This window comes from Verrucomicrobiia bacterium (assembly GCA_026414565.1).
Taxonomy (GTDB): Bacteria; Verrucomicrobiota; Verrucomicrobiia; order Limisphaerales; family Fontisphaeraceae; genus Fontisphaera.
Genome location: JAOAIT010000030.1, coordinates 1 through 20770, shown reverse-complemented (window position 1 = coordinate 20770; position 20770 = coordinate 1). Strand labels below are relative to the sequence as shown.

The window sequence follows — 20770 nt, the reverse complement described above, 5'->3', positions numbered from 1 at the left end:
CCAAAACTTTTATGCAGCCGGCCGGCCCTTCCCTGCCGCCACCGGCAATTTTTCTAGAATCTCGCGCAGGGCCCGCACGGTTTTGCGCGCGTGCTCCTCCTTGATGATCAAGGGCGGCGTGAAGCTGATGACCTCCCCATGCTCGCCCTCAGGCAGGACGATAAATCCGCGGTGCAACATCTGCTTGACCACCTGCATCGCCTCCGCCCCCGCCGGCTGGCCCTCCCGGCGCAGCTCCAGGCCCAACATCAATCCCAACCCCCGGGCCTTCACTTCCAAGGCCCCGCAGCGCGGCTCCAAGGTTTTAAGCTCGGCCAGGAACGCCGCCCCCACTCGTGCGCTGTGCTGCACCAGATTTTTCTCCTCAATCTCGCGCAGATGGGCCAGGGCCATGGCACATCCCACCGGATTGCCCAGAAACGTGCTGGTGTGGATGGCCTCGCCCCGGCTGGGCGGCCATGCCCGGTTCATCAACCCGGCATGGCCCACACACGCCGACAAGGGAAATCCCCCGGTCAATGCTTTGCCCAGGCAGATCAAGTCCGGAACCACCCAGTTGTGCTCACACGCAAACCACGCCCCCGTGCGGCCAAAACCCGTGTAGATCTCATCCACGATCAAGAGCGCTTCGTAACGATCGCATAACTGCCGCAAGTCCGGCAGAAAATGCCAGGGCGGAAGGCGAATGCCCCCGCGGGCCTGGATGGGTTCAACCAAGACCGCCCCCACCTCGCCACTCTCCAGCAGGGCTTCGACCTGTCCCAGCGGGCTCTGTTTGGCTCCTTCCCTGCCGCGTGCTGTCGAAATGGGCATAACCGACAGCACGACCGGCGGACTGCCCAACACATCATGTTCGTTCCCGATGGGAAAAGGCACAAATTGACCAAATTGCGCCAACTGGGAGAGAAAGGGTTGCCGAAAGAAGGGGCGATGCGTGGCATTCAGCGCGCCGTAGCCCAATCCATGATACCCCCCTTCAAAGGCAATTATACCGCGCCGGCCCGTGGCCAGATGGGCGGTCTTCAGCGCTGCTTCCACAGCCTCAAAACCAGAGTTGCAAAAAATGGTTTTGCCCCACCAGGAGCGGATTTTTTTGAGCGGATGGGAACATTTGTTTTTCCAGCGTTCAAAGGTCAGCCGGCTCAAGGTTTGGGCCAGCTCCGCTTTGAGGGGATGGGGATGCACATCGCCCATGGCGTGGGGCAGCCGTTCCAGTTGTTGTTGAGCCGCCTTGACCACGCGCCTGTTGGCGTGCCCCGCCGCCGCCACCCCAAACGCAGCCGTCAGATCCAGATACTTTCGCCCCTCCGCATCCCACACGTGCAAACCATGCGCCCGCTCCCATACGATGGGCCACGAACCATCCGGGGCAATGAAGGTGACGTTGGGCGATTCATAGCGGTGAAGCCGCTCCAAGGTTTTGCGGCTCACCGACCCGTAGGCATAATCTTTGCGCGGCATGGTCTGGATCAGACACCCCGCTGATCGGGGGCCCAAATGATTTTGTGCAACTGGGTTTGGAAACGCACCGGCAGGCCGTCGGCCAGAATGCGCCCCGCCAGCTCCTGCCGGCTGAGCGGCACATGGCCTGCAGGCAACGGCTTGAGCGAAGGATCCCGCTGCGCCTCCGTCAACGGGGCCGCCCATGAAAACAGCACCGGGCAAAGCTCCGCCAGCCGCCGGCTGGTCACCTGCTCGCGGGCCCATTCATAATCCTGATGGGAAGTGATGACGAATTTCAGTTCATCTGTGGCTTTAAGATGCTTGAGATTTTCCCAACGGTTGCGCGCCGCCTCCCCGCTGCCGGGGCATTTAAGGTCCACAATGCGCCGCACCCGGCCATCCACCGGCGCAATGTCCAGCGCGCCGCTGGTCTCCAGCAGCGTGACATACCCGGCATCGCACAAGGCCGCCAGCAGGGGCAGGCTCTGGGGTTGCGCCAGCGGCTCGCCGCCGGTGACCTCCACCAGGGGCAGGGGCAGCAGACCGCCCCGCTCCCGCCACGGCGCCGCCAGCCTTCGCACCTCCTGCATAATCTCCTTCAGCTCCAGCCGCCGGCCTTCCGTGAACGCATAAGCGGTATCGCAATAGGAACACCGCAGCGGACAGGCGGTCAGGCGCACGAAAACACACGGCAGCCCGGCGAAAGTACTTTCGCCTTGCACACTCAAAAAGATTTCGTTCACCACCAGCGATGCCGCCGCCATGCCCGCATCATACGGCAAATTAACCAACCGGCAACTCGCCATCGCGCCCGGCCCGCGGGCGGCCCCCGTGGCCCGGCGGCCCGCCTTGACATCGCGCCACGCATGAGACACCTTGCGGATGTCGTATTATGATTTTGGCGTGGCTTGGTATAGACCTGATTCTGATCGTGCTGTTTGCCTTTGCGCTGCCGGCAGCCTTCTTGTACGTCATCCGCCGCTGGCTCCAAAACAGCGAAAAGGCCGACGGCACTGCCGAAGGCCATCCCCCGGAAGCCGGCCAGTCCTCGGCCCATTAAACCCTGACTCCGCAGTCCCCCGCGCGGTCCGCCGGGGGTATAAACCGCGGCAGTCTGGGTTCCCCCTTGGCAAAGCGAGCCGGCGCCTCTACCTTTCGGACGTCGTTAACATCAGATGATGCGGCATCATCCTGTCCGGGCATTGAGTGACCCCTCGTTGCGCGTTCCTCCGCGCACCACCTGGGAGGTCATCCGCCGCGTCTGGGTCTTTCTGCGCCCCTACCGCGGCCTGGCGGCGGCCAATCTGGGATGCGCGGTGCTCTCGCTGGCCTTCGCCTTCGTGTACCCCAAGCTGGCCCGCTATATCATTGACGAAATCATCGCCAAAAACCAGACGGCCCGGCTGGGCTGGGTCTGCCTGGCGCTGGCCGGGGCGTTTCTCCTGCGGGAGGTCTTCAACAGCCTGCGCATCCGCATCAACAACATCTTCGAGCAAAACGTGATTTACGACATGCGCCGCGCCGTGTACGGCCGCCTGCAACGCCTGCCCGCGGCCTGGTTTGATCAGCGGGCCTCGGGCGACTTGATGACGCGAGTCATCGAGGATGTCAACAGCGTGGAGCGCGTGCTCATTGACGGCACCGAGCAGGGCACGGTGGCGCTGCTGAGCGTGGTGGGGGTGATGATCATCATGTGGCTGGCCTCGCCCACGCTGGCCCTGGTGGCCATGGTGCCCCTGCCGTTGCTGGTGGCCGGAGCCTTGTGGTACACGCTCACCGCCCATCAACGCTACCGCGCCCAGCGCGAGGCCGCCAGCGCCATGAATGCCCTGCTCATGGACAATCTGCAGGGCGTGCGCCAGATCAAGGCCTTCGGCCGCGAGCCCCATGAAGATGAGCGTTTCGCCCGGCGCGCCGAGGCCATGCGCCGCGGCATGTTGCAGGTCATGCTGGCCTGGGCCCTGTACTCCCCCGCCATGGCCTTTTGCTCCTCCCTGGGCATCGCCCTGGTGTTGTGGGCCGGCGGCCGCCAGGTCATGCAGGGGGAGCTTTCCCTCGGCCAACTGGTGGAGTTTGTCTTCTACCTGGGCCTTTTTTACGAGCCGATTGGCCGCCTGCATGGCCTGAATCAAATGCTCCAGAGCGCGCGCGCCGCCGGCGAGCGCGTTTTTGACATCCTCGATACCCCGCCGGAGCGCACCGCCGGCCGCACCCGCGAACTGGGCCGGGTGCGGGGCGAGGTGGTGTATGAGCAGGTGGGCTTCCGTTACAGCCCCGAACGGGTGATCCTCAAAAACATCCATCTCCACGCCCGGCCGGGCCAGATGATCGCGCTGGTGGGCCCCACCGGCGCCGGCAAATCCACCCTTGTCAACCTGCTGCCGGCCTTTTACGAGCCTACCGAGGGGCGCATCCTGATTGACGGCGTGGACCTCAGCACCGTCACGCTGGAGTCCCTGCGCCGGCAGATCGCGGTCGTCAGTCAGGAATCATTTTTGTTCAATGGCACCCTGCGGGAAAACATCCTTTATGGCAAACTCAACGCCACCGAGGAGGAAATGATCGCCGCCGCCCGCGCCGCCAATGCCCACGACTTCATCGCGCGCCTGCCCCGCGGCTATGACTCCCACGTGGGCGAACGCGGCGTCAAACTCAGCGTGGGCGAAAAGCAGCGCGTGAGCATTGCCCGGGCCCTGCTCAAGGACGCGCCCATCCTGATCCTGGACGAGGCCACCGCCAGCGTGGACACCGCCACCGAAAAACTCATCCAGGAAGCCCTGGAACGGTTGATGGCCGGCCGCACCAGTTTCGTGATCGCCCACCGCCTGAGCACCATCCTCAAGGCCGATCAGATTCTGGTGCTGCGGCACGGGGAAATCGTGGAACGCGGCACGCACGAGGAACTGCTGGCCGCCGACGGCCTCTACGCCCGCCTGGCGCGCATCCAGAACACCACCTTCATCGAGGAAAGTTTTGCCAAACTCGGCGCCGATTAAGGCCCCGCCCGCCTATTCCCATTCAATGGTGGCCGGCGGTTTGCTGGAAATGTCGAGCACCACCCGGTTGACGCCGTTGACCTCGTTGATGATGCGGTTGGAAAGCCGCTCCAGCAAATCGTAGGGCAGCTTGACCCAGTCCGCCGTCATGCCGTCCTGCGACTCCACGGCCCGCACCGCAATGGTGTAATCATAGGTGCGTTCATCCCCCATCACCCCCACGCTGCGGACGGGCAGCAGCACGGCAAAACTCTGCCAGATGCGATAATACCACCCGGTGGCCTTCATCTCCTCCACCACAATCGCATCGGCATGGCGCACAATCTCCAGGCGCTTGGGCGTCACCTCCCCCAGGATCCGCACCGCCAGACCCGGCCCCGGGAAAGGCTGCCGGTACACGATTTCCTTGGGCAGCCCCAGCTCGGCGCCCAGCCGCCGGACTTCGTCCTTGAACAGGCATTTGAGCGGCTCCACGAGCTGAAACTTCATCCGTTTGGGCAGGCCGCCCACGTTGTGATGGCTCTTGATCAGGGCCGCCGGGTTGCCCCCGATGGGCACCGATTCAATCACGTCCGGATACAACGTCCCCTGGGCCAGAAACCGCGCCTTGCCAGCGCGTTGCGTGGCGGCCTCAAACACCTCAATGAAGGTGCGCCCGATGATCTTCCGTTTCCGCTCGGGATCGGTCACGCCTTTCAACCGCCGCAAAAACAGCCGGCTGGCATCCTCATATTGCAGCCGGATCTTGAAATGGCGCCCGAAAACCTCCTGCACCGTCTCCGCCTCACCCTGCCGCAGCACGCCGTTGTTGACAAAAATGCACGTCAACTGATCCCCGATGGCCCGGTGAATCAGCGCCGCCGCCACGCTGGAATCCACCCCGCCGCTCAACCCCAGGATCACCCGCTCCCGCCCCACCTGCTGCCGGATTTCCTCCACCGCCTGCTCGATGTAATTGCGCATCGTCCAGCCGCGCCCGCACCCGCACAGGCCGTGCACAAAGTTGCTGAGGATCTCCATCCCCCGCGGCGTATGCACCACTTCGGGATGAAACTGCAGCCCGAACATCTTTTTACGGCGATGCTCAATGGCGGCATGCGGCGAGTTGGCCGTCACCGCCACCGTCTTGAAGCCGGTGGGCAGCTTGGTCAGCCGGTCTCCATGCGAATTCCACACCTGAAACTCCGGCGGCAACTTCCGAAACAACGGACATTCGTTGTCGGTCACCGTCAACACCCCCTTGCCGTACTCGCGCCGCTGGCCGCGCTCCACCCGCCCGCCCAGGAAGTGCGCCAGCAACTGCATGCCATAACAGATGCCCAACACCGGCAACCCCAGCTCAAAAATGCCAGGATCAGGCAGCGGCGCCTTTTCCGCATACACACTGGCCGGCCCGCCGCTCAGAATGATGCCCGCCGGCTTCTGGGCGGCCAGCTCGGCGGCCGGGGTGTGATAGGGTTTGATGAGACAAAACACCTGACACTCGCGAATGCGCCGGGCAATCACCTGCGTGTATTGCGAGCCAAAATCCAAAATGACAATGTGTTCCATGAATCAGTAATCCGTAATCACGCTGAACCTCAGAGGCCAATCACCAGGAGCAGGGCTGAGCCCCATCCCGCAGCCGCCAGCCAGGCCAGCTAACCCAAGGGGTGGTCATGGCCGCCTGCATGATGCAATTCAAACAATCGTGAACTTCCACGGCGGCGGGCCGCTTATTTCTTGGGCACAATGGAAACCTCGCCGTTGGCCGGGTTGTATTTGATTTCCATGCCCGCCGGGGGCGGCGGCAGGGCGCCCAGGTATTTCTCGCTCACCAATTCCTGCAAATCGCGGGGATACCGGTCCTCCTGCGCATAAAACAACTGAATGGCCTGCCGCAAGGCCGCCAAATCCACCGTTTTTTCACTGACCCTTTTGGCCTGCGCCGCCGCGCCCAGATAATCCACCGGCGCGGTGAGCGGATTGCCGCTGCCGGCGGTGTTGGTGGCCGGCGCCTTTTGATTCGGGCTTTTTTGTTCACAACCCACCGCCCCCACCAATGCCAGCACCGCCAGCCCCGTTAAAAACGTTTTCATGCGCCTATCATACGCCACCCAGTCGCTTCCGCCAATCCTGATTTGCCCGCGGATTCGACTGGCGGCAGGTCCGTCCCCGCGTTACAAATCAAAGCCGCAATACCATGCAGGTAAAACTGGCTTACGGACGGCACGGACTCACGGTGGATTTCCCCGATGACATAACCACCGTCATCGAGCCGCGCGAAGTGCCCGGCCTGCCGGACGAAGCCCAGGCCGTGCGCCATGCACTCGAGCAACCCCTGGGCTGCCGGCCCTTGCGGGAATGGCTGAAACCGGGCGTGCGCGTGTGCATCACTTTCACCGATCTCACGCGCGCCACCCCCAATGAGCGCCTGATCCCCTGGTTGCTGGAGTACTTGCACCCCCACGTCCCCCCCGAACGCATCACGCTGCTGAACTCCCTGGGCACCCACCGCCCCAACACCCCCGCCGAGCTGGAGCAAATGCTGGGTGCGGACATCGTGCGCCGCTACCGCATCGAACACAATGACCCCGAAAACGAGGCGGCGCATGTCCAGGTAGGCAAGTTAAGCGATGGCACCCCGCTGCTGTTGAGCCGCCATTTGATGGAAGCGGAGGTGCGCATCATCACCGGCTTTATCGAGCCCCATTTCTTCGCCGGCTTCAGCGGCGGCCCCAAAGGGCTGGTGCCGGGCGTGGCCCACCAGCGCACCGTCCTGAGCAATCACGGCCCGCGCAACCTCAGCCATCCCCATGCCACCTTCGGCATCACCCATGGCAATCCCTTGTGGGAGGAGCTGCTCGCCGCCGCGCGACTGGCCGGCCCCGTGTTTCTGTGCAACGTCACCCTCAACACCCACCGGCAAATCACCGGCGTGTTTGCCGGCGACCTGGAAACGGCGCATCAGGCCGGAATCGAGTTTGTGCGCCGCGTGAGCATGTGCCCGGTGGCCCAAGCCTTTGATATCGTTGTCACCACCAACAGCGGCTACCCCCTCGACCTCAACCTCTACCAGGGCGTCAAAGGCATGGCCGCCGCGGCGCGCATTGTTCGTCCCGGCGGCTGCATCCTCCTGGCGTGCGAATGTTCCGACGGCCTGCCGGCCGGCAGCGCGTACGAGCGCTGGCTGCGCGGAGCTTGTTCCCCCGCGGAATTGCTGGCCCAGGTGCTCGCCAGCCCCACCGTTCAACCCGATCAGTGGCAGGTGCAAATCCAGGCCCAAATCCAACAAAAGGCGGAGGTGCTCCTCCACAGTGCGCTCCCCCCGGAGACCGTGCGGGCCGCCCTCCTAAGCCCCTGCCGGGACATTGCCGCCACGGTGCGCGAGCGCCTGCGCGCGGCGGGCGCCGGCGCGCGGGTGGCCGTCCTGCCCCACGGGCCGCTCACCATTCCCTACCTCAGCCAGGCGGCCGACACCCCCTAATCTCCACTCCGCCCCAGGCCGGACGGAGTCAGCGCCAGGCTCAACAATTCCAGCCGGAAAAACAGCCGCCGGGCCTCCTCGGACTGGATGGCATCAGGCATGGACGGCTGTAATTCCAAGGCCTCCACCCGCATGTGCAGGTAACGATTTTCCAGATCGGCCAGGAACCGCCCGAAATCATGGAAACGCGCCCGCCCGTTCAAGCCAAACGACACCGTGGCATAGGGGGTATTGGTGCCGGGAATTAAAGGATCAGCCGCTTTGGGCGGCTCCACATCCGACACCAGAATGCCCGGCGCCCGCGGGTTCAAAAAACGCTGAAGCTGCCAGCGGTAGACGTCCCCCGTCGGCAGCTCGCGCTCCAGCTCGCGCAAGGCGTTGCTGGCCGCCAGCAATTGGGCCTGCAATTGATCCCACTGGGCCGCCAGCTTGCGCGTTTCCTCGGCCTGCTCCAGCCAGTGGGACCGTTGTTCCCGCGCCTGGGCCAGCAGGTGTTGCTCGGTGCGGATCACCAGCCAGTAATACGCCCCCACCACCGCAGCGCTGATGCCCACAATCATCAGCAATAGCTGTTTATCGCGATCGTTCATGCAGAGGTTATTCCACCAATAAACATTCGATGTTAATCAGCGCGAAGCTCGCTCCCGGATTGGCGGTGTCCGGCTGCCGGCTGGACCGCTGCTTCAACACCACGCTTTCCGGGCCGGGCAGCCGTTTCTTGAAATAGGGGTTGGACGCCAGCGCATCAATAAACGCATCCGTCGCGCCCAGTTCCGAGTAATCCTTGGCATGAATGTTCAGCACCATCGCCTCCCGCTGCTCCTGCTTTTTCCCCTTGGCAACGGTGAGCGGCGTGCGCTGCACGGTGATGCGGGTGATGACGATGTCCTCCACCAGCGAGCGTTGCAGAGCGTCCAACAGCGGCGCCACCAAGTACCGCGAGGCCGCCTGCTGCTGCAGGGACTGGATGCGGCTGCGATACCCTTGCACGCTCTTTTGCAGCACCCGCGCCTCGGCCGCCCGGCGTTGCAGCAAAGCCAGGGGGTCCGATTTGAGCGAGGCGTTTTCCGCCACCAACTTCCATCCCAGCACGGCGCTCCACAGCAGCATGAGCGCGCAAATCACCCCCGCCACGGCAAAGGCGATCCGCACCGGGCTGCGCTGGCGCCGCAGCTCCTCAGCCAGTTGCGTGGCCAGCAGGTTCAAACCGCGTGGAATGGCCTCCAGCGCCTCCATCGCCGCCCCCACCGCCCCCATGAACAGCGGCATGTCCCGCTTGAAGGCCGCGGCCCGGTCCGGACTGAGATTCAAGGTGACATTGTCCGGCAGGTGCCACGGACGGCAGGGCAAATGCGTCATCTTCTCAATGATTTGCAGAATCTGCGGCGAACGCGCCGCCCCCCCCGAGAGGTAAACCGTGCTGACTTTCTGCTCGAACTGCGACTCAAAAAAGTCCACCGAGGCCTTTAATTCCTGGGCCAGCGGCGCCAGCAGCAATTCCAGCTTGCTGTCCACCGTGTTGGGCAGGAGCACTTTGACGCTCTCCGCCGCCTCCAGCGTCACATTCATGGCCTCCGCCAGACCGGCGGTCAGATTGCGACCGCCCATGGGGATGATGCGGCTTTGCACCACCTCGCCATGACTGAGAATGCTGACCAGCGTCTGCTCCAGCCCCAGGTCAAAGTTGGCGATAATTGTCGTCAAATCCCCGCTCTGCGGGGTTTTCATCCCCTGCACCAGCGCCATCCCCCCCGGCACCACCTGCATCAACTTGAATCCCGCCGCCCGCGCCCCCCGTGCCAAGGCATCCACCAGCTCCCGCCGGGCGCCCCCCACCAGGACCGGAGTCTTTTTTGCCTTGGCGGCCGCCGTTTTGGCGGCGTCAGCCGCCGGCGCCTTGCTGTCCTTCCCCTCGGCTCCGGCCGTGGTGTCCCTGGCCAGAGTTTGCTGCACATGACAATCAAATACGTGGTTGGGATACTCTTCCTTGAGGTAGAGTTTGGAATTGCGCTGCAGCACCTCGCGCAACGTGGACACCGGCATCGGCGGCAGCTCGGCAAGCTGTAACAAGGATTCCTGGCAGCGCAACACCACCACCAGATTCCGCACCTTGGTGCCGCCCAGGGCGTGGCGAATCTGCCGGAAATGCTCGGCGTAGTCTTCCGCCGTTAATAGGTGATTCTTGCCCCGGTTATAGGGAGCCTCTAGCAGGCAAAAATCCGCCACCGACAATCCCGCCGCCGAGGCTTCCATAAGCACCGCGGTAGTTTGCCGGTTGCCAAACGCTATGGCTAATACTTGCTTCACTCAGGTGTTTGCCCTTTGCAAGCCCCTGCCACCTGTGCTGACCAATTTGAATGCGCGCAGAATAAAATGTAAAATGACAGCGCTTGCACTTTGCCATGATTCCAAGGGCTTTGGCAAGCCATGTTCTCATCCATGCACGGGCCGGGGCCGCTGCCTAAAATTTAATCGAAATGCCCGGGCCCGCAAAAAAAACCGGGGCGGAAAAATCAGGGGTGGGCGGGGTGCCGCCCCCTCATGGCCGGCTTTGGGCCATTTAGTTTAAGAGGAAAAGCCACCTCCTGCACCTCAAGGCCTGGCACTTCCTCATGTCATTCCTCGTCCCCAAAGTCACCCCGGTTGAAGGGGGAAAAAGGCAGGACATACCAATCCTTCCCCGCCCGGGGGCTGGCAGGCTTCGAAGCTTCCTGAGGATTAATGGGGAGCGTTACCCGCCCCCTGCCCCTGCCATTCGTTGGCTCAACCCCGCGTCTTGCCGTACAACGGCCCAAAGTGCCCGCAGGCCCGGAAATCGGCCGCTTCGGCATCCGCCGTGCCAAAGGCCGTCCAGGCCGAGGGCCGGAAGATGCGCTCCGCGCCGACGTTGTGCATGTACACCGGGATGCGCAACATGGAAGCCAGGGTGATCAAGTCCGCCCCTATGTGCCCGTAACTGATCACACAATGATTGGCCCCCCACGCGTTCATGACTGAATAAACATCGCGGAACGGCCCTGTGCCATTCAGATTCGGCACAAACCAGTGCGACGGCCAGGTGGGATTGGTGCGTTCCTCCAGCACCGTGTAAATCTCCTCCGGCAAATCCACCAGTTGACCTTCGGCAATTTGCAGAGCGGGGCCAAGGCCTTTGACCAGGTTGAGACGGAACATGGTGGCCGGCATGTTGGCCCGTGTGCCGTAGGCACTGGAAAAACCGCCGCCGCGGAAATACTCATAAATGGCAGGCGGCCAGGTGGTGGCTTCCAGACAGGCCTGGGCCTCTTCCGGCGTGATTTCCCACCAGGGCTTGATCACCGGCCTGCCCTCCTTCTTCAGTTTGCCGCAGCCATCGAGCGCCGCCGCCCCGGAGTTGATCAGGTGCAGCACGCCCCCAGCCGCCACGCCGGTCAGCTCACGGCCGGTCACCCGTTTGACCGCCTCCGGACTCCAGTACGTGCGCACATCGGCGAAAATTTGCGCGGTATCTGTCACCTGATGCCCCAGCAACATGCAGGCGCCGTTGAGGCAGTCATTTTCCGTGGCCACCAAAATCGGCTCGCGAATGCCATTCCAGTCAAAGGAAGAGCTGAGGATGGCCTCCAGAAAGTCGCCGTTGGGATAATGATCCGTCCACTGGCGCTGCCCCTGGAAACCGGCCACGATGGCGTTATGTCCCAGGGATTCTTCGACAAACCCCTTGGCCGCCAGGGCCTCATTGCCCAACATCAAATCCCGCACGATCATGGCGCACTTCACCACAAACTCCCATTCCCACGCCTTGCGGGCGGCGTCGCGCGGTGTCCGGTTGTAGTCTTTGCCCTCGCGGCAATGCTGTTTCACCCACGCCAGCGCCCGCTTGAATTCGCGTTCATCGTAGATCTGCTCCTCGATGCGCCGCACCAGCTCCGTCATGTCCACGCATTCCACCCGCATGCCCAGGTAATCCTCGAAGAAATCCTGATTCACAATCGAGCCGGCAATCCCCATCGAAACCCCGCCCACCGACAAATAGGATTTGCCGCGGATGGTGGCCAGCGCCAGCCCGGACTTGGTGAACCGCAGGATTTTCTCCTGCACCTCCGGCGGAATCTCCGCATCGCCAATGTCCTGCACATTCCGCCCGTAAATGGAAAACACCGGCAGCCCCTTTTGCGTGTGGCCGGCGCTCACCGCCGCCAGATACACCGCCCCCGGCCGCTCCGTGCCGTTGAAACCCCACACCGCTTTGGGGCGCAGCAAATCCATGTCCATCGTCTCGCTCCCATAACACCAGCACGGCGTCACCGTCAGCGACACCCCCACCCCTTCCTGCCGGAATTGCTCGTCCACCATCGCCGCCTCGGCCACGCCTCCAATGCACGTGGCCCCCACCACACATTCCACCTTCTTGCCGCAGGTGTGCCGCAGCCGCTCCGAAATGAGCCGGGCCACCGAGCGGGCCATCGCCATGGTCGTTTTTTCCAATGATTCACGCACCCCTTTGCGCCGGCCATCAATGGCCGGACGAATACCCACCTTGGGCAGGGCGCCAATCAATCGAGCTGCAGGACGATTCACTTTCATAAATCAACCGCTTTCTGTGTCTGAGTGTTATTGAAAATCCCAAGTCACCCTGGGCGGTGCGTTTCACCCCGGGCTGGACTTGTGTTGAAGCCTGCCAAAAAAACCCGCCGCCTGCCAACTCAATAATCTGTCCCGCAGAGCCTGCCCAATAGTCCGCTTAACCCACAGACTTGGCAGCCCTTATGCCCACGTTCAATGCAGCTTCGGCGGCCTCCGGGAGGGGTCTTCAACCGCTTCAGCTCCGCTGTCCGCCGTCTGATTTTCGCGTTTCGCATCCAAAAACTTCATAAACAGTTGACCTTGTGCGCGTTTTGTCATATAAAACAGTCCATTCCTTCCGTGACCTGCGGCTTCAATGAGTCGCGTGGTGTGGTCCACCGCAGGCACGTATCTATTTATGGCTGAGCGACTTCGGTGTGCGGTAATTGGCGCTGGTGTGGCTGGGGCCGAGTGGGTGGCCCGGCTCACCCGCGGCCCGCGCACCACGGTGGTGGCCTTGTGCGACTCGCATCCCCAGCGTGCCCGGGAACTGCAGGAGCGTTATCGTATTCCCCGCTTGTACGCTGCTTATGAGGAAACGGTGGAGCAACCCGATTTGGACGCCGTGGTGGTGGCCACCCCCAATCATCTGCATGCCCCGGTGGGACTGGCGGCGTTGAAGGCGCGCAAGCATGTGCTCATGGAAACGCCCTTGGCCTTGAACGCCAAAGAGGCCGGGAAGCTCATCGAGGCCGCCCAAGCCGCCAAATGCCTCCTCATGCCGGCGCAGGAGCTGCGTTTTACGCGCGCCACCCAGTTGGCCCGCTCCTGCCTGCTCCACGGCGAAGTAGGCGAGGTGTTCTTTGCCCGCGCCTGGTGGCGCCGCCATCAATGGCCGCGGCCCGGCTCCTGGCGCGCGCAACGCAGCCAGGCGGGGGGCGGTTGTCTGGTGGACTTGGGTCAGCCTCTGGTGGACCTGCTGCTTCATCTGCTCAATGATTTTCAAGTGCTGCAGGTCAGCGCCACCGGCCATATCCTCTTCGGCCCTCATGGCAGCCTGGAACAAGAACCCAATCGCCCACCCCCGCCCGCTGCCGGCATTTTCGACGTGGAAGATACCGGGACGGCCTGCCTCGTCCTGAAAAACAATCGCTGGTTGAGCGTGGAAACCAGTTGGGGCGGCCATTTCCAAAGTGACGTCCCGGAACACGGGGCGGAAATCTTGGGCACCAAAGCCAGCTTGCGGCTGTTTCCAGCACATCTCAGCCGCTCCGGCAGCCTGGGCATGGAAAACATCCTCCTCAACGCCGCCAAACCCGGGCAGGTGGAGGATTGCGGCCAGCACTTTGCTCATTGTGTGTTGGAAAACAAGAAACCCTTGATTACCCCTGCGGAAATCCTGGCCGTGCAACGAATCATGGATGCCATCGTCCAGGCTGCTGCCACGGGCAAACCCCAGCCCCTCAAACCCTGATATGCGCCCCCCTGCCCCTGATTAACCGCCCGCCGGTCGAACAAGTCATTCGCAGGTGCATCATGCTCTGGCGCAGTCAGTTAACTCAACAGGGCCATTTTTTCGACAGCGAGGTATTTGACGCAGGCGCCAACCACGCTATAGTAACCCAGCCTTATCCGGGCTTTAGCAAGTGACATCGTAATGTTCAAATCATCTGCGACTCTCCGACGGTGGGACGGCACACGACCCTGGCATTTTTATGCGTTGAATGCGTTGATTTTCCTCGGCGCCTGCACTTTTCTCCGGCTGCTCTTATGGTTCCAATTCAAGCCTGAAGCCGGCTCGGTGGCCCAGGTGGCCCAGGGTCTGCTCATTGGGCTGCATCTGGACCTGGTGACGGCCTTGGTGGTCTCGCTGCCCTGGCTGGTGTGGTTAAGCGTGGCGCCGCGGCGCTGGGTCTCGGCCCGCTGGCACCGCTGGGCCTTAACCGCGCTCGCCGCCCTGGGCTGGTCCATCACCACATTTCTCTTTTTCGTGGAGTACTTTTTCTTTGAGGAGTTCAAGTCCCGGTTCAATACCGTGGCTGTGGACTACCTGTTATATCCCAAAGAAGTCGGCACCAACATCTGGGAAAGCTACCCGGTGGTGCTGATTGTGGTCCTCAGTCTGGCGGGAGGATTTTTGCTGGCCCGCACCGTCTGGCGGTGGACCGGCAACCTGGCCGTGGCGCTGGCAGCCAACCCATTCGCGCGCCGCCAGCGGGCGGTTTGGGCCGTCGTGGCCGGACTGTTGCTCGTCTTGGGACTGCCACTGCGCCTCTCGGAGGCGCGCTTCAGTCCAGACCGGCTCTTGAACGAGATTGCCAACAATGGCCAGCTCTCCTTTATCCACGCCGCGATGACCCGCCACATGGATTTCAGCGCCTTTTACCGCACCCTGCCCCCGGAGGAGGCATGGCGGCGCAGCTTGCAACTGGTCGGCGCCAACCCCGAAACCGGCGGGACGCTGGCCGGCTCCTTTCAACGTCTGGTCCCGGGCGATCCCGCCAGACCACGCCTGAATGTCGTCTTGTTGCTGGAAGAAAGCCTGGGCTCAGAATTCTGGGGTGTCTTGGGTGCCGGCTACAACGGCATGACCAACAGTTTTACCCCCTGTTTGGATGCGCTGGCCGAACGCGAAGGCTTGCTGTTCACCAACCTCTACGCCACCGGCAACCGCACCATTCGCGGTCTGGAGGGTGTTCTGGCATCTTTCCCGCCGCTGCCGGGAGATTCGATTGTGGCGCGAGACCGGTCAGATCACATCGAAACCATCGCCAGTGTCCTGCGCCGGGACGGTTACGAGACCTTTTTCATCTATGGCGGGCGCAGCCTGTTTGATGGCATGGGCAAGTTTGCCCTGCAAAATGGTTACCAGCGATTCATCGAGCAAAAAGACTTTGCCCACCCCACTTTTACCACCAGTTGGGGGGTGTGCGATGAGGATTTGTTTGACCGCTTGCTGCAGGAATGCCGACAGTTACACCAAGCCGGTCGTCCTTTCCTGGCCACCAGTCTCTCGGTCTCCAACCACAAGCCCTACACCTACCCCCCGGGCCGGATTCCGGAAGACCCGGACAAACACTGGCGGCATCACGCCGTGAAATATGCCGACTATGCCCTCGGCCGGTTCTTTGAACAGGCCCGCCGGGAGCCGTTCTACACGAATACCATCTTCGTGGTGGTGGCCGACCACGGCGCCCGCGTGTACGGGCGCCAGACCATCCCTTTGCATTCTTATCGCATCCCGCTGCTGATTGTGGGGCCCGCGGTCGTCCCCCACCCCGCGCGCAACGGCGTGCTGGGCGGCTCCATGGATGTGGCGCCCACCGTGCTCGGGCTCATCCATCGGCCCTATCTCTCAGTGTTCTTTGGCCAGGATTTATGCCGCATCCCTCCCGAACAAGGCCGCGCCCTTGTGCAACACAACCGCGACATCGGCATGATTCGCGGCCAGCACATGGTGGTGCTGGGGTTGAACAAGACCATTGAATACTATCACCGCGACACTCCCGCCGGAGAATTTCACAAGGTGGAACAGCCCACCTCCGCCGACCGTGAACTGCTCGGCGATGCCATCAGCCTCTTTCAAATCGCCGATACCTTGTACCTGCAACAAAGATATTGGGTGCACACCGACCCGGCCTCCACCTCCTCAGGCCTTTCCGCCGGCCTCCCGCCTCCCGCGCGCCATTAAACATGAACGGGCACTAAACTGGCCAGGCCTTCTCGCCGGGCGTGAGGTCCCGCTGAGCTGACAGGTTGCAGGCCGTCCCATCCGCGGTCAAAGACACGGCCCCCCCCAACCCGTCTCTGCCGCCGAAAACGATGCTGGTCAAGGCCGCCTCTTTTTGCTAGGTTGATACTGCATTAACCCAGGCCGGCTTATGTTTAAATCCATCGAGTTGGGACTTAAAGTGTCCAAGGAGGAGTACGAGCAACGCCTGCCCAAGCTGCGGGCCGAGCTGCTGGCGGCACAACAGGCGCTCAAAAATTCGCCCGTGCCTGTCATTGTGGTGGTCTCGGGAGTCGAGGGCGCCGGCAAGGCCGCCGTCGTCAACGCCCTCACTGAATGGCTGGATCCCCGCGGCGTCGAGACCAACGTTTTCTGGGCGCCCTCCGATGAAGAGCTGGCCCGCCCGGAATATTGGCGCTTCTGGCGCACCCTGCCCGCGCGCGGGAAAATCGGCATCTTCTTCGGCTCCTGGTACACCGACCCCATCGTCCAGCGCGCCACCGGCAAAATCAAAAGCGCCGCCTACGATCGCGCCCTGCAGCGCATCGCCGCCTTCGAGCGCATGCTGGCCGACGACCAGGCCCTCATCGTCAAGCTCTGGTTCCATCTCTCCAAAAAAGACCAGCGCAAACGCCTGAAAAAACTGGAAAAAGACCCCGCCACCCGCTGGCGCGTCACTCCGCAGGACTGGAAGTTCCACAAGCTCTACGATGACTTTGCCCGCGCCAGCGAGCAGGCCATCCGCGTCACCAACACGGCCGAAGCCCCCTGGCACCTGATTGACAGCGCCGATGCGCACCATCAAAAACTCGAAGCTGGCCGCCTGCTCCTCGAAGCCCTGCAACAAAAGCTCGCCGCCCTGCGGCAGGCGCCGCCCCGGCCCAAAGGCCCGCCGCCCGTGCCCAAAAAATTCGACACCCCCACCGTGCTGGACCGTGTGGACTTGAGCAAAACCATCAGCGACCGCGAATACAAAACCCGGCTCAAAACCTATCAGGCCCAGCTCAACCTCCTCACCTGGGAGGCCCACCGCAAAAAAGTCAGCACCGTCGCCGTGTTTGAGGGATGGGACGCGGCCGGCAAGGGTGGGGCCATCCGCCGGGTCACTGGCGCCGCCGACGCCAAACTGACGCGCGTCATCTCCATCGCCGCACCCACCGACGAGGAGCGCGCCCATCATTACCTCTGGCGCTTCTGGCGGCACATCCCGCCGGCCGGCCGGGTGACCATTTTCGACCGCTCCTGGTATGGCCGCGTGCTGGTCGAGCGCGTCGAAGGCTTTGCCACCCCGGAGGAATGGTCCCGCGCTTATCTGGAAATCAATGACTTTGAGGCCCAGTTGGTGGAGCGGGGCATCGTGCTGCTCAAGTTCTGGCTCCACATCTCACCGGAGGAACAGCTCCGGCGCTTCAAGGAACGGCAGCAGATCGAGTACAAACGCCACAAAATCACCGACGAAGACTGGCGCAATCGGGAGAAATGGAACGCCTACCTGGTGGCGGTGCACGACATGATCACGCGCACCAGCACCGAGCTGGCCCCCTGGACCATCATCCCGGGCAATGACAAGCACTACGCCCGCGTCCAGGTGCTCAAAACCTTCTGCAAGGCGCTCGAAAAGGCGCTTTAACCGCGGCCCTCCCGGCTCCGGCCGTCAGGCCCCCAGGAAGGCGGCATGCACCGCCCGCGTGGCCCGCTCGGCGCAATCGAGGTCAATCACCACCGAGATTTTGATCTCACTGGTGGAGATCATCGCGATGTTGACCCCCTCGCGCGCCAGCGTGTCAAACATCTTCGCCGCCACGCCGGAGTGACTGCGCATGCCCACCCCCACGATGGAGAGCTTGCCAATCTTCTCATCGGCCAGCACATCCTTGAAGCCCACCTCCGCCTTCAAGCCATCAATCACCTTGCGGGCTTTCAACAACTCGGCCTTGTCCACCGTAAAGGACAGGTCCGTGGTCTGGGTGCCGTGGCTGATGTTCTGCACGATCATGTCCACGTTGATGGCCGCCTCGGCCAGCGCCTTGAACAGCCGCGCCGCCGTGCCCGGCCGGTCCGGCACTCCCACCACGGTCACTTTGGCCTGATTCTTGTCCAGGGCGACGCCACGGATGACGACGCCTTCCATGCTTTTGGTTTCCTCTTTCACAATCGTTCCGGGGTTGTCGTTCATGCTGGAGCGGACTTCAAACACCACACCAAATTTCTTCGCAAATTCCACCGAGCGGAGCTGCATCACCTTGGCGCCCGCGCCGGCCAGCTCCATCAGCTCGTCGTAGGCGATCTCCGTCAATTTCCGGGCGGTGGGCACCACGCGCGGATCGCACGTGTACACCCCGTCCACATCGGTGTAAATCTGACACAAATCCGCCTTCAACGCCGCTGCCAGCGCGATGGCGGTCAAATCCGAACCGCCGCGGCCCAGCGTGGTGATCTGGCCATCGGGCGTTTCCCCCTGGAAGCCTGCCACGATCACCACATTCCCGTCATTCAACAGCGCATGCACTTTCCGCGGGGTGATGTTCATGATCTTGGCCTTGGTGTGCAGGCCGTCGGTCACAATCCCCGCCTGCGCGCCGGTCAGCGACACCGCCTTGATGCCCAGGGCATGCAGCGCCATCGCCGTCAGCGCAATAGTGGTTTGCTCGCCCGTCGCCAGCAGCACATCCATCTCCCGCTCGCTGGGCAGCGGCATGATCTCCTTGGCCAGCTTGATCAAACTGTCCGTCACCCCGCTCATCGCGGAGACCACCACCACCAGTTTATCACCCCGGGTGTAGTACTCCGCCACCCGCCGGGCCACATTCTTGATGCGGTCAGTATTCCCCACCGAGGTGCCACCGTATTTTTGAACAATTAGCGCCATGTTAAAATTAAACGGGCGGGATATTATACAAATTCGCCTTTCTGGCAACGGGCTTTTTTAAGCGGCTCAGCCCTGGGCGCTGCCCGGCCCCCTCCTCCCGGACCGCCCGGACGCGCCGAAATAAAAGAATATCAGGCCGTGCGGCGGCCGTCCCAGCCCCGCACCAACGCCATGAACCTCCCTCTGCGCCCGGGCTTACGAACCCACCTCGCGGCGGGCCTCCTCGGCCAGCGCCGTGCTGAGGTACCGCTCGCCCGTGGAGCAGGCAATGGTGACAATCATTTTGCCTTTGTTCTCCGGCCGTTTGGCCACCTCAATGGCCGCCCAAACATTGGCCCCGGTGGAAATGCCCACCAGCAGTCCCTCCTCCTTGGCCAGCCGCCGCGCCATGGCAAAGGCGTCTTCATTGGTCACCGTGATGCACTCGACGATTTGCGGACGGCCCTGGCTGTCTTTCAAATGCAAATTCTTGGGTACAAAGCCCGCGCCGGTGCCCTGGATTTTGTGGGCGCCCGGTTTCACCGGCTGCCCCGCCAGGGTTTGCGAAATGACCGGGGAATCTTTGGGCTCCACCGCGATCGCCTGGAAGCTGGGCTTCAGCGGCTTGATCACTTCCACACAGCCCGTGATCGTGCCGCCCGTCCCCACCGCCGCCACCAGGATGTCCACCTGGCCATCGGTGTCCTCCCAAATTTCGCGGGCGGTGGTGCGACGGTGCACCTCCGGGTTGGCTTCATTTTCAAACTGCATCGGTATCCAGGAATTGGGGATTTCCTTGGCCAGTTGTTCCGCCCGGTTGATGGCCCCGCGCATGCCCTCCGCCCCCGGGGTCAACACCAGTTTGGCCCCCAACATCGCCAGCAACGTCCGCCGCTCCAGCGACATCGTCTCCGGCATCGTCAAAATCAGCTTGTATCCCTTGGCGGCGCACACAAAGGCCAGCGCAATGCCGGTATTGCCGCTGGTCGGCTCAATGATGGTGGTGTCCTTGGTGATCAAGCCTTTCTTCTCCGCATCTTCAATCATCGAAACCCCGATGCGGTCCTTCACACTCCCCAAGGGATTGAAAAATTCGCACTTGAGCAAAATGGTGGCCTCCAGCCCGGCCGTCACTTTGTTCAACCGCACCAGCGGCGTCCGCCCCACCGTCTCAATGATGTTGTTGTAAATGCGACCCATAAAAATGATGGTTGACAGTTTAACCGCTAAAATAGTGGCGTAAAATAACGACCCGGCAAGTCTTTATTTCTACCCCCGGCGGCGCCAGCTTTTCACCCTGAGCTTCACCCCAGGCGGCACGTCCCACCCAGCCTCTCGATTAAACTCAAAAAGGGGTGTTACCCAAGAGCGGGCCGGAAAGCGTTCCGGTAGCTCAAAAAGGGTGTTACCCAAATTGCCCCTGAAAATGAGAACGACGAACGCCGGAGGACGTGACCAGTCTGGCCTCCCTCGCTCCCTTTTCTTGGGGGGTTTTTTGTCCCACAGGGCAGGTGGCCAGGTCAAGTCGGACGCGCGCGGCGCACCGCTCCAATCGCCTGCAACTGCCGGTCCACTTACCCGCGCACCAGGTCACCCATGGATGGTTGATGAACTCCCCGCCGTAGTCGCTGTCGATCCCGCGCAGGGGGAACGGCAATTGGGCCGTCAGATCGTCCATCTGCCCGCAAACACTGGCTTAGCTGCGGTTGGGCAGGCCGCGCAGCACGTTCCAGGTGGTGGGC

15 protein-coding genes are annotated in these 20770 nt (G+C 62.5%); 6 read left to right on the top strand and 9 right to left on the bottom strand.

The window, feature by feature from the left end:
* Nucleotides 1–9: 9 nt before the first annotated feature.
* Nucleotides 10–1461, bottom strand: coding sequence for an aspartate aminotransferase family protein (locus N3J91_07850; GenBank protein MCX8156343.1), 1452 nt, complete (start codon nucleotides 1459–1461; stop codon nucleotides 10–12).
* Nucleotides 1462–1469: 8 nt separating this feature from the next.
* The gene (locus N3J91_07845) at nucleotides 1470–2207 is read right to left on the bottom strand and encodes a radical SAM protein (GenBank protein MCX8156342.1); all 738 of its coding nucleotides are present in this window, start codon (nucleotides 2205–2207) and stop codon (nucleotides 1470–1472) included.
* Between the two features lie 128 nt (nucleotides 2208–2335).
* On the opposite strand from N3J91_07845, the gene N3J91_07840 reads away from it, so the two are divergent.
* Both N3J91_07840 and N3J91_07835 read left to right on the top strand, forming a co-directional pair.
* Nucleotides 2336–2503, top strand: a complete 168-nt coding sequence (locus tag N3J91_07840; GenBank protein MCX8156341.1) for a hypothetical protein — start codon at nucleotides 2336–2338, stop codon at nucleotides 2501–2503.
* A gap of 118 nt (nucleotides 2504–2621) precedes the next feature.
* On the top strand, nucleotides 2622–4439 hold the full coding sequence (locus tag N3J91_07835) for an ABC transporter ATP-binding protein/permease (protein MCX8156340.1): 1818 nt from the start codon (nucleotides 2622–2624) through the stop codon (nucleotides 4437–4439).
* A gap of 12 nt (nucleotides 4440–4451) precedes the next feature.
* Here the strand turns inward: N3J91_07835 and guaA are convergent, their stop codons facing one another.
* Entirely contained in the window at nucleotides 4452–5990 is a 1539-nt protein-coding gene (gene guaA, locus N3J91_07830; protein MCX8156339.1) for a glutamine-hydrolyzing GMP synthase, read from the bottom strand.
* 164 nt (nucleotides 5991–6154) lie between these two features.
* Nucleotides 6155–6517 (bottom strand): hypothetical protein, encoded by a 363-nt coding sequence (locus N3J91_07825; GenBank protein ID MCX8156338.1) that lies wholly within the window; start codon nucleotides 6515–6517, stop codon nucleotides 6155–6157.
* 104 nt (nucleotides 6518–6621) lie between these two features.
* Between N3J91_07825 and larA the strand changes: the two genes are divergently transcribed.
* On the top strand, nucleotides 6622–7905 hold the full coding sequence (gene larA, locus N3J91_07820; protein ID MCX8156337.1) for a nickel-dependent lactate racemase: 1284 nt from the start codon (nucleotides 6622–6624) through the stop codon (nucleotides 7903–7905).
* Here the strand turns inward: larA and N3J91_07815 are convergent.
* From N3J91_07815 to N3J91_07805, 3 genes are all read right to left on the bottom strand, one after another.
* Nucleotides 7902–8495: a hypothetical protein gene (locus N3J91_07815; protein MCX8156336.1), complete on the bottom strand. Its 594-nt coding sequence runs from the start codon at nucleotides 8493–8495 to the stop codon at nucleotides 7902–7904. The genes larA and N3J91_07815 overlap by 4 nt on opposite strands.
* Nucleotides 8496–8502: 7 nt before the next feature.
* Nucleotides 8503–10158 (bottom strand): pilus assembly protein PilM, encoded by a 1656-nt coding sequence (locus tag N3J91_07810; GenBank protein ID MCX8156335.1) that lies wholly within the window; start codon nucleotides 10156–10158, stop codon nucleotides 8503–8505.
* A gap of 510 nt (nucleotides 10159–10668) precedes the next feature.
* Nucleotides 10669–12471: an L-fucose isomerase gene (locus N3J91_07805; GenBank protein ID MCX8156334.1), complete on the bottom strand. Its 1803-nt coding sequence runs from the start codon at nucleotides 12469–12471 to the stop codon at nucleotides 10669–10671.
* A 397-nt stretch (nucleotides 12472–12868) separates the two neighbouring features.
* On the opposite strand from N3J91_07805, the gene N3J91_07800 reads away from it, so the two are divergent.
* The 3 genes from N3J91_07800 to pap all read left to right on the top strand — a co-directional run bounded on the left by N3J91_07800 (nucleotide 12869) and on the right by pap (nucleotide 17810).
* Entirely contained in the window at nucleotides 12869–13924 is a 1056-nt protein-coding gene (locus N3J91_07800) for a Gfo/Idh/MocA family oxidoreductase (protein MCX8156333.1), read from the top strand.
* A gap of 246 nt (nucleotides 13925–14170) precedes the next feature.
* A complete protein-coding gene (locus N3J91_07795; GenBank protein ID MCX8156332.1) occupies nucleotides 14171–16141 on the top strand; it encodes a sulfatase-like hydrolase/transferase in 1971 nt (656 codons plus the stop codon).
* Between the two features lie 190 nt (nucleotides 16142–16331).
* The gene (gene pap, locus N3J91_07790; protein ID MCX8156331.1) at nucleotides 16332–17810 is read left to right on the top strand and encodes a polyphosphate:AMP phosphotransferase; all 1479 of its coding nucleotides are present in this window, start codon (nucleotides 16332–16334) and stop codon (nucleotides 17808–17810) included.
* Between the two features lie 24 nt (nucleotides 17811–17834).
* Here pap and N3J91_07785 read toward each other — a convergent pair whose 3' ends face one another.
* Both N3J91_07785 and cysK read right to left on the bottom strand, forming a co-directional pair.
* Complete coding sequence (locus N3J91_07785; GenBank protein ID MCX8156330.1) at nucleotides 17835–19049, bottom strand: aspartate kinase; 1215 nt, start codon at nucleotides 19047–19049, stop codon at nucleotides 17835–17837.
* A 195-nt stretch (nucleotides 19050–19244) separates the two neighbouring features.
* Nucleotides 19245–20228, bottom strand: coding sequence for a cysteine synthase A (cysK, locus tag N3J91_07780; protein MCX8156329.1), 984 nt, complete (start codon nucleotides 20226–20228; stop codon nucleotides 19245–19247).
* Nucleotides 20229–20770 lie beyond the last annotated feature (542 nt).

Excerpts from the sequence above, each read along its gene's own strand:
- N3J91_07810 (MCX8156335.1), bottom strand. The coding sequence starts at position 10,158 with ATGGAAGCCTCGGCGGCGGGATTGTCGGTGGCGGATTTTTGCCTGCTA.
- cysK (MCX8156329.1), bottom strand. The coding sequence starts at position 20,228 with ATGGGTCGCATTTACAACAACATCATTGAGACGGTGGGGCGGACGCCG.
- N3J91_07850 (MCX8156343.1), bottom strand. The coding sequence starts at position 1,461 with ATGCCGCGCAAAGATTATGCCTACGGGTCGGTGAGCCGCAAAACCTTG.
- N3J91_07785 (MCX8156330.1), bottom strand. The coding sequence starts at position 19,049 with ATGGCGCTAATTGTTCAAAAATACGGTGGCACCTCGGTGGGGAATACT.
- guaA (MCX8156339.1), bottom strand. The coding sequence starts at position 5,990 with ATGGAACACATTGTCATTTTGGATTTTGGCTCGCAATACACGCAGGTG.
- larA (MCX8156337.1), top strand. The coding sequence starts at position 6,622 with ATGCAGGTAAAACTGGCTTACGGACGGCACGGACTCACGGTGGATTTC.
- pap (MCX8156331.1), top strand. The coding sequence starts at position 16,332 with ATGTTTAAATCCATCGAGTTGGGACTTAAAGTGTCCAAGGAGGAGTAC.
- N3J91_07840 (MCX8156341.1), top strand. The coding sequence starts at position 2,336 with ATGATTTTGGCGTGGCTTGGTATAGACCTGATTCTGATCGTGCTGTTT.
- N3J91_07805 (MCX8156334.1), bottom strand. The coding sequence starts at position 12,471 with ATGAAAGTGAATCGTCCTGCAGCTCGATTGATTGGCGCCCTGCCCAAG.
- N3J91_07800 (MCX8156333.1), top strand. The coding sequence starts at position 12,869 with ATGGCTGAGCGACTTCGGTGTGCGGTAATTGGCGCTGGTGTGGCTGGG.
- N3J91_07845 (MCX8156342.1), bottom strand. The coding sequence starts at position 2,207 with ATGGCGGCGGCATCGCTGGTGGTGAACGAAATCTTTTTGAGTGTGCAA.
- N3J91_07835 (MCX8156340.1), top strand. The coding sequence starts at position 2,622 with ATGCGGCATCATCCTGTCCGGGCATTGAGTGACCCCTCGTTGCGCGTT.
- N3J91_07815 (MCX8156336.1), bottom strand. The coding sequence starts at position 8,495 with ATGAACGATCGCGATAAACAGCTATTGCTGATGATTGTGGGCATCAGC.
- N3J91_07825 (MCX8156338.1), bottom strand. The coding sequence starts at position 6,517 with ATGAAAACGTTTTTAACGGGGCTGGCGGTGCTGGCATTGGTGGGGGCG.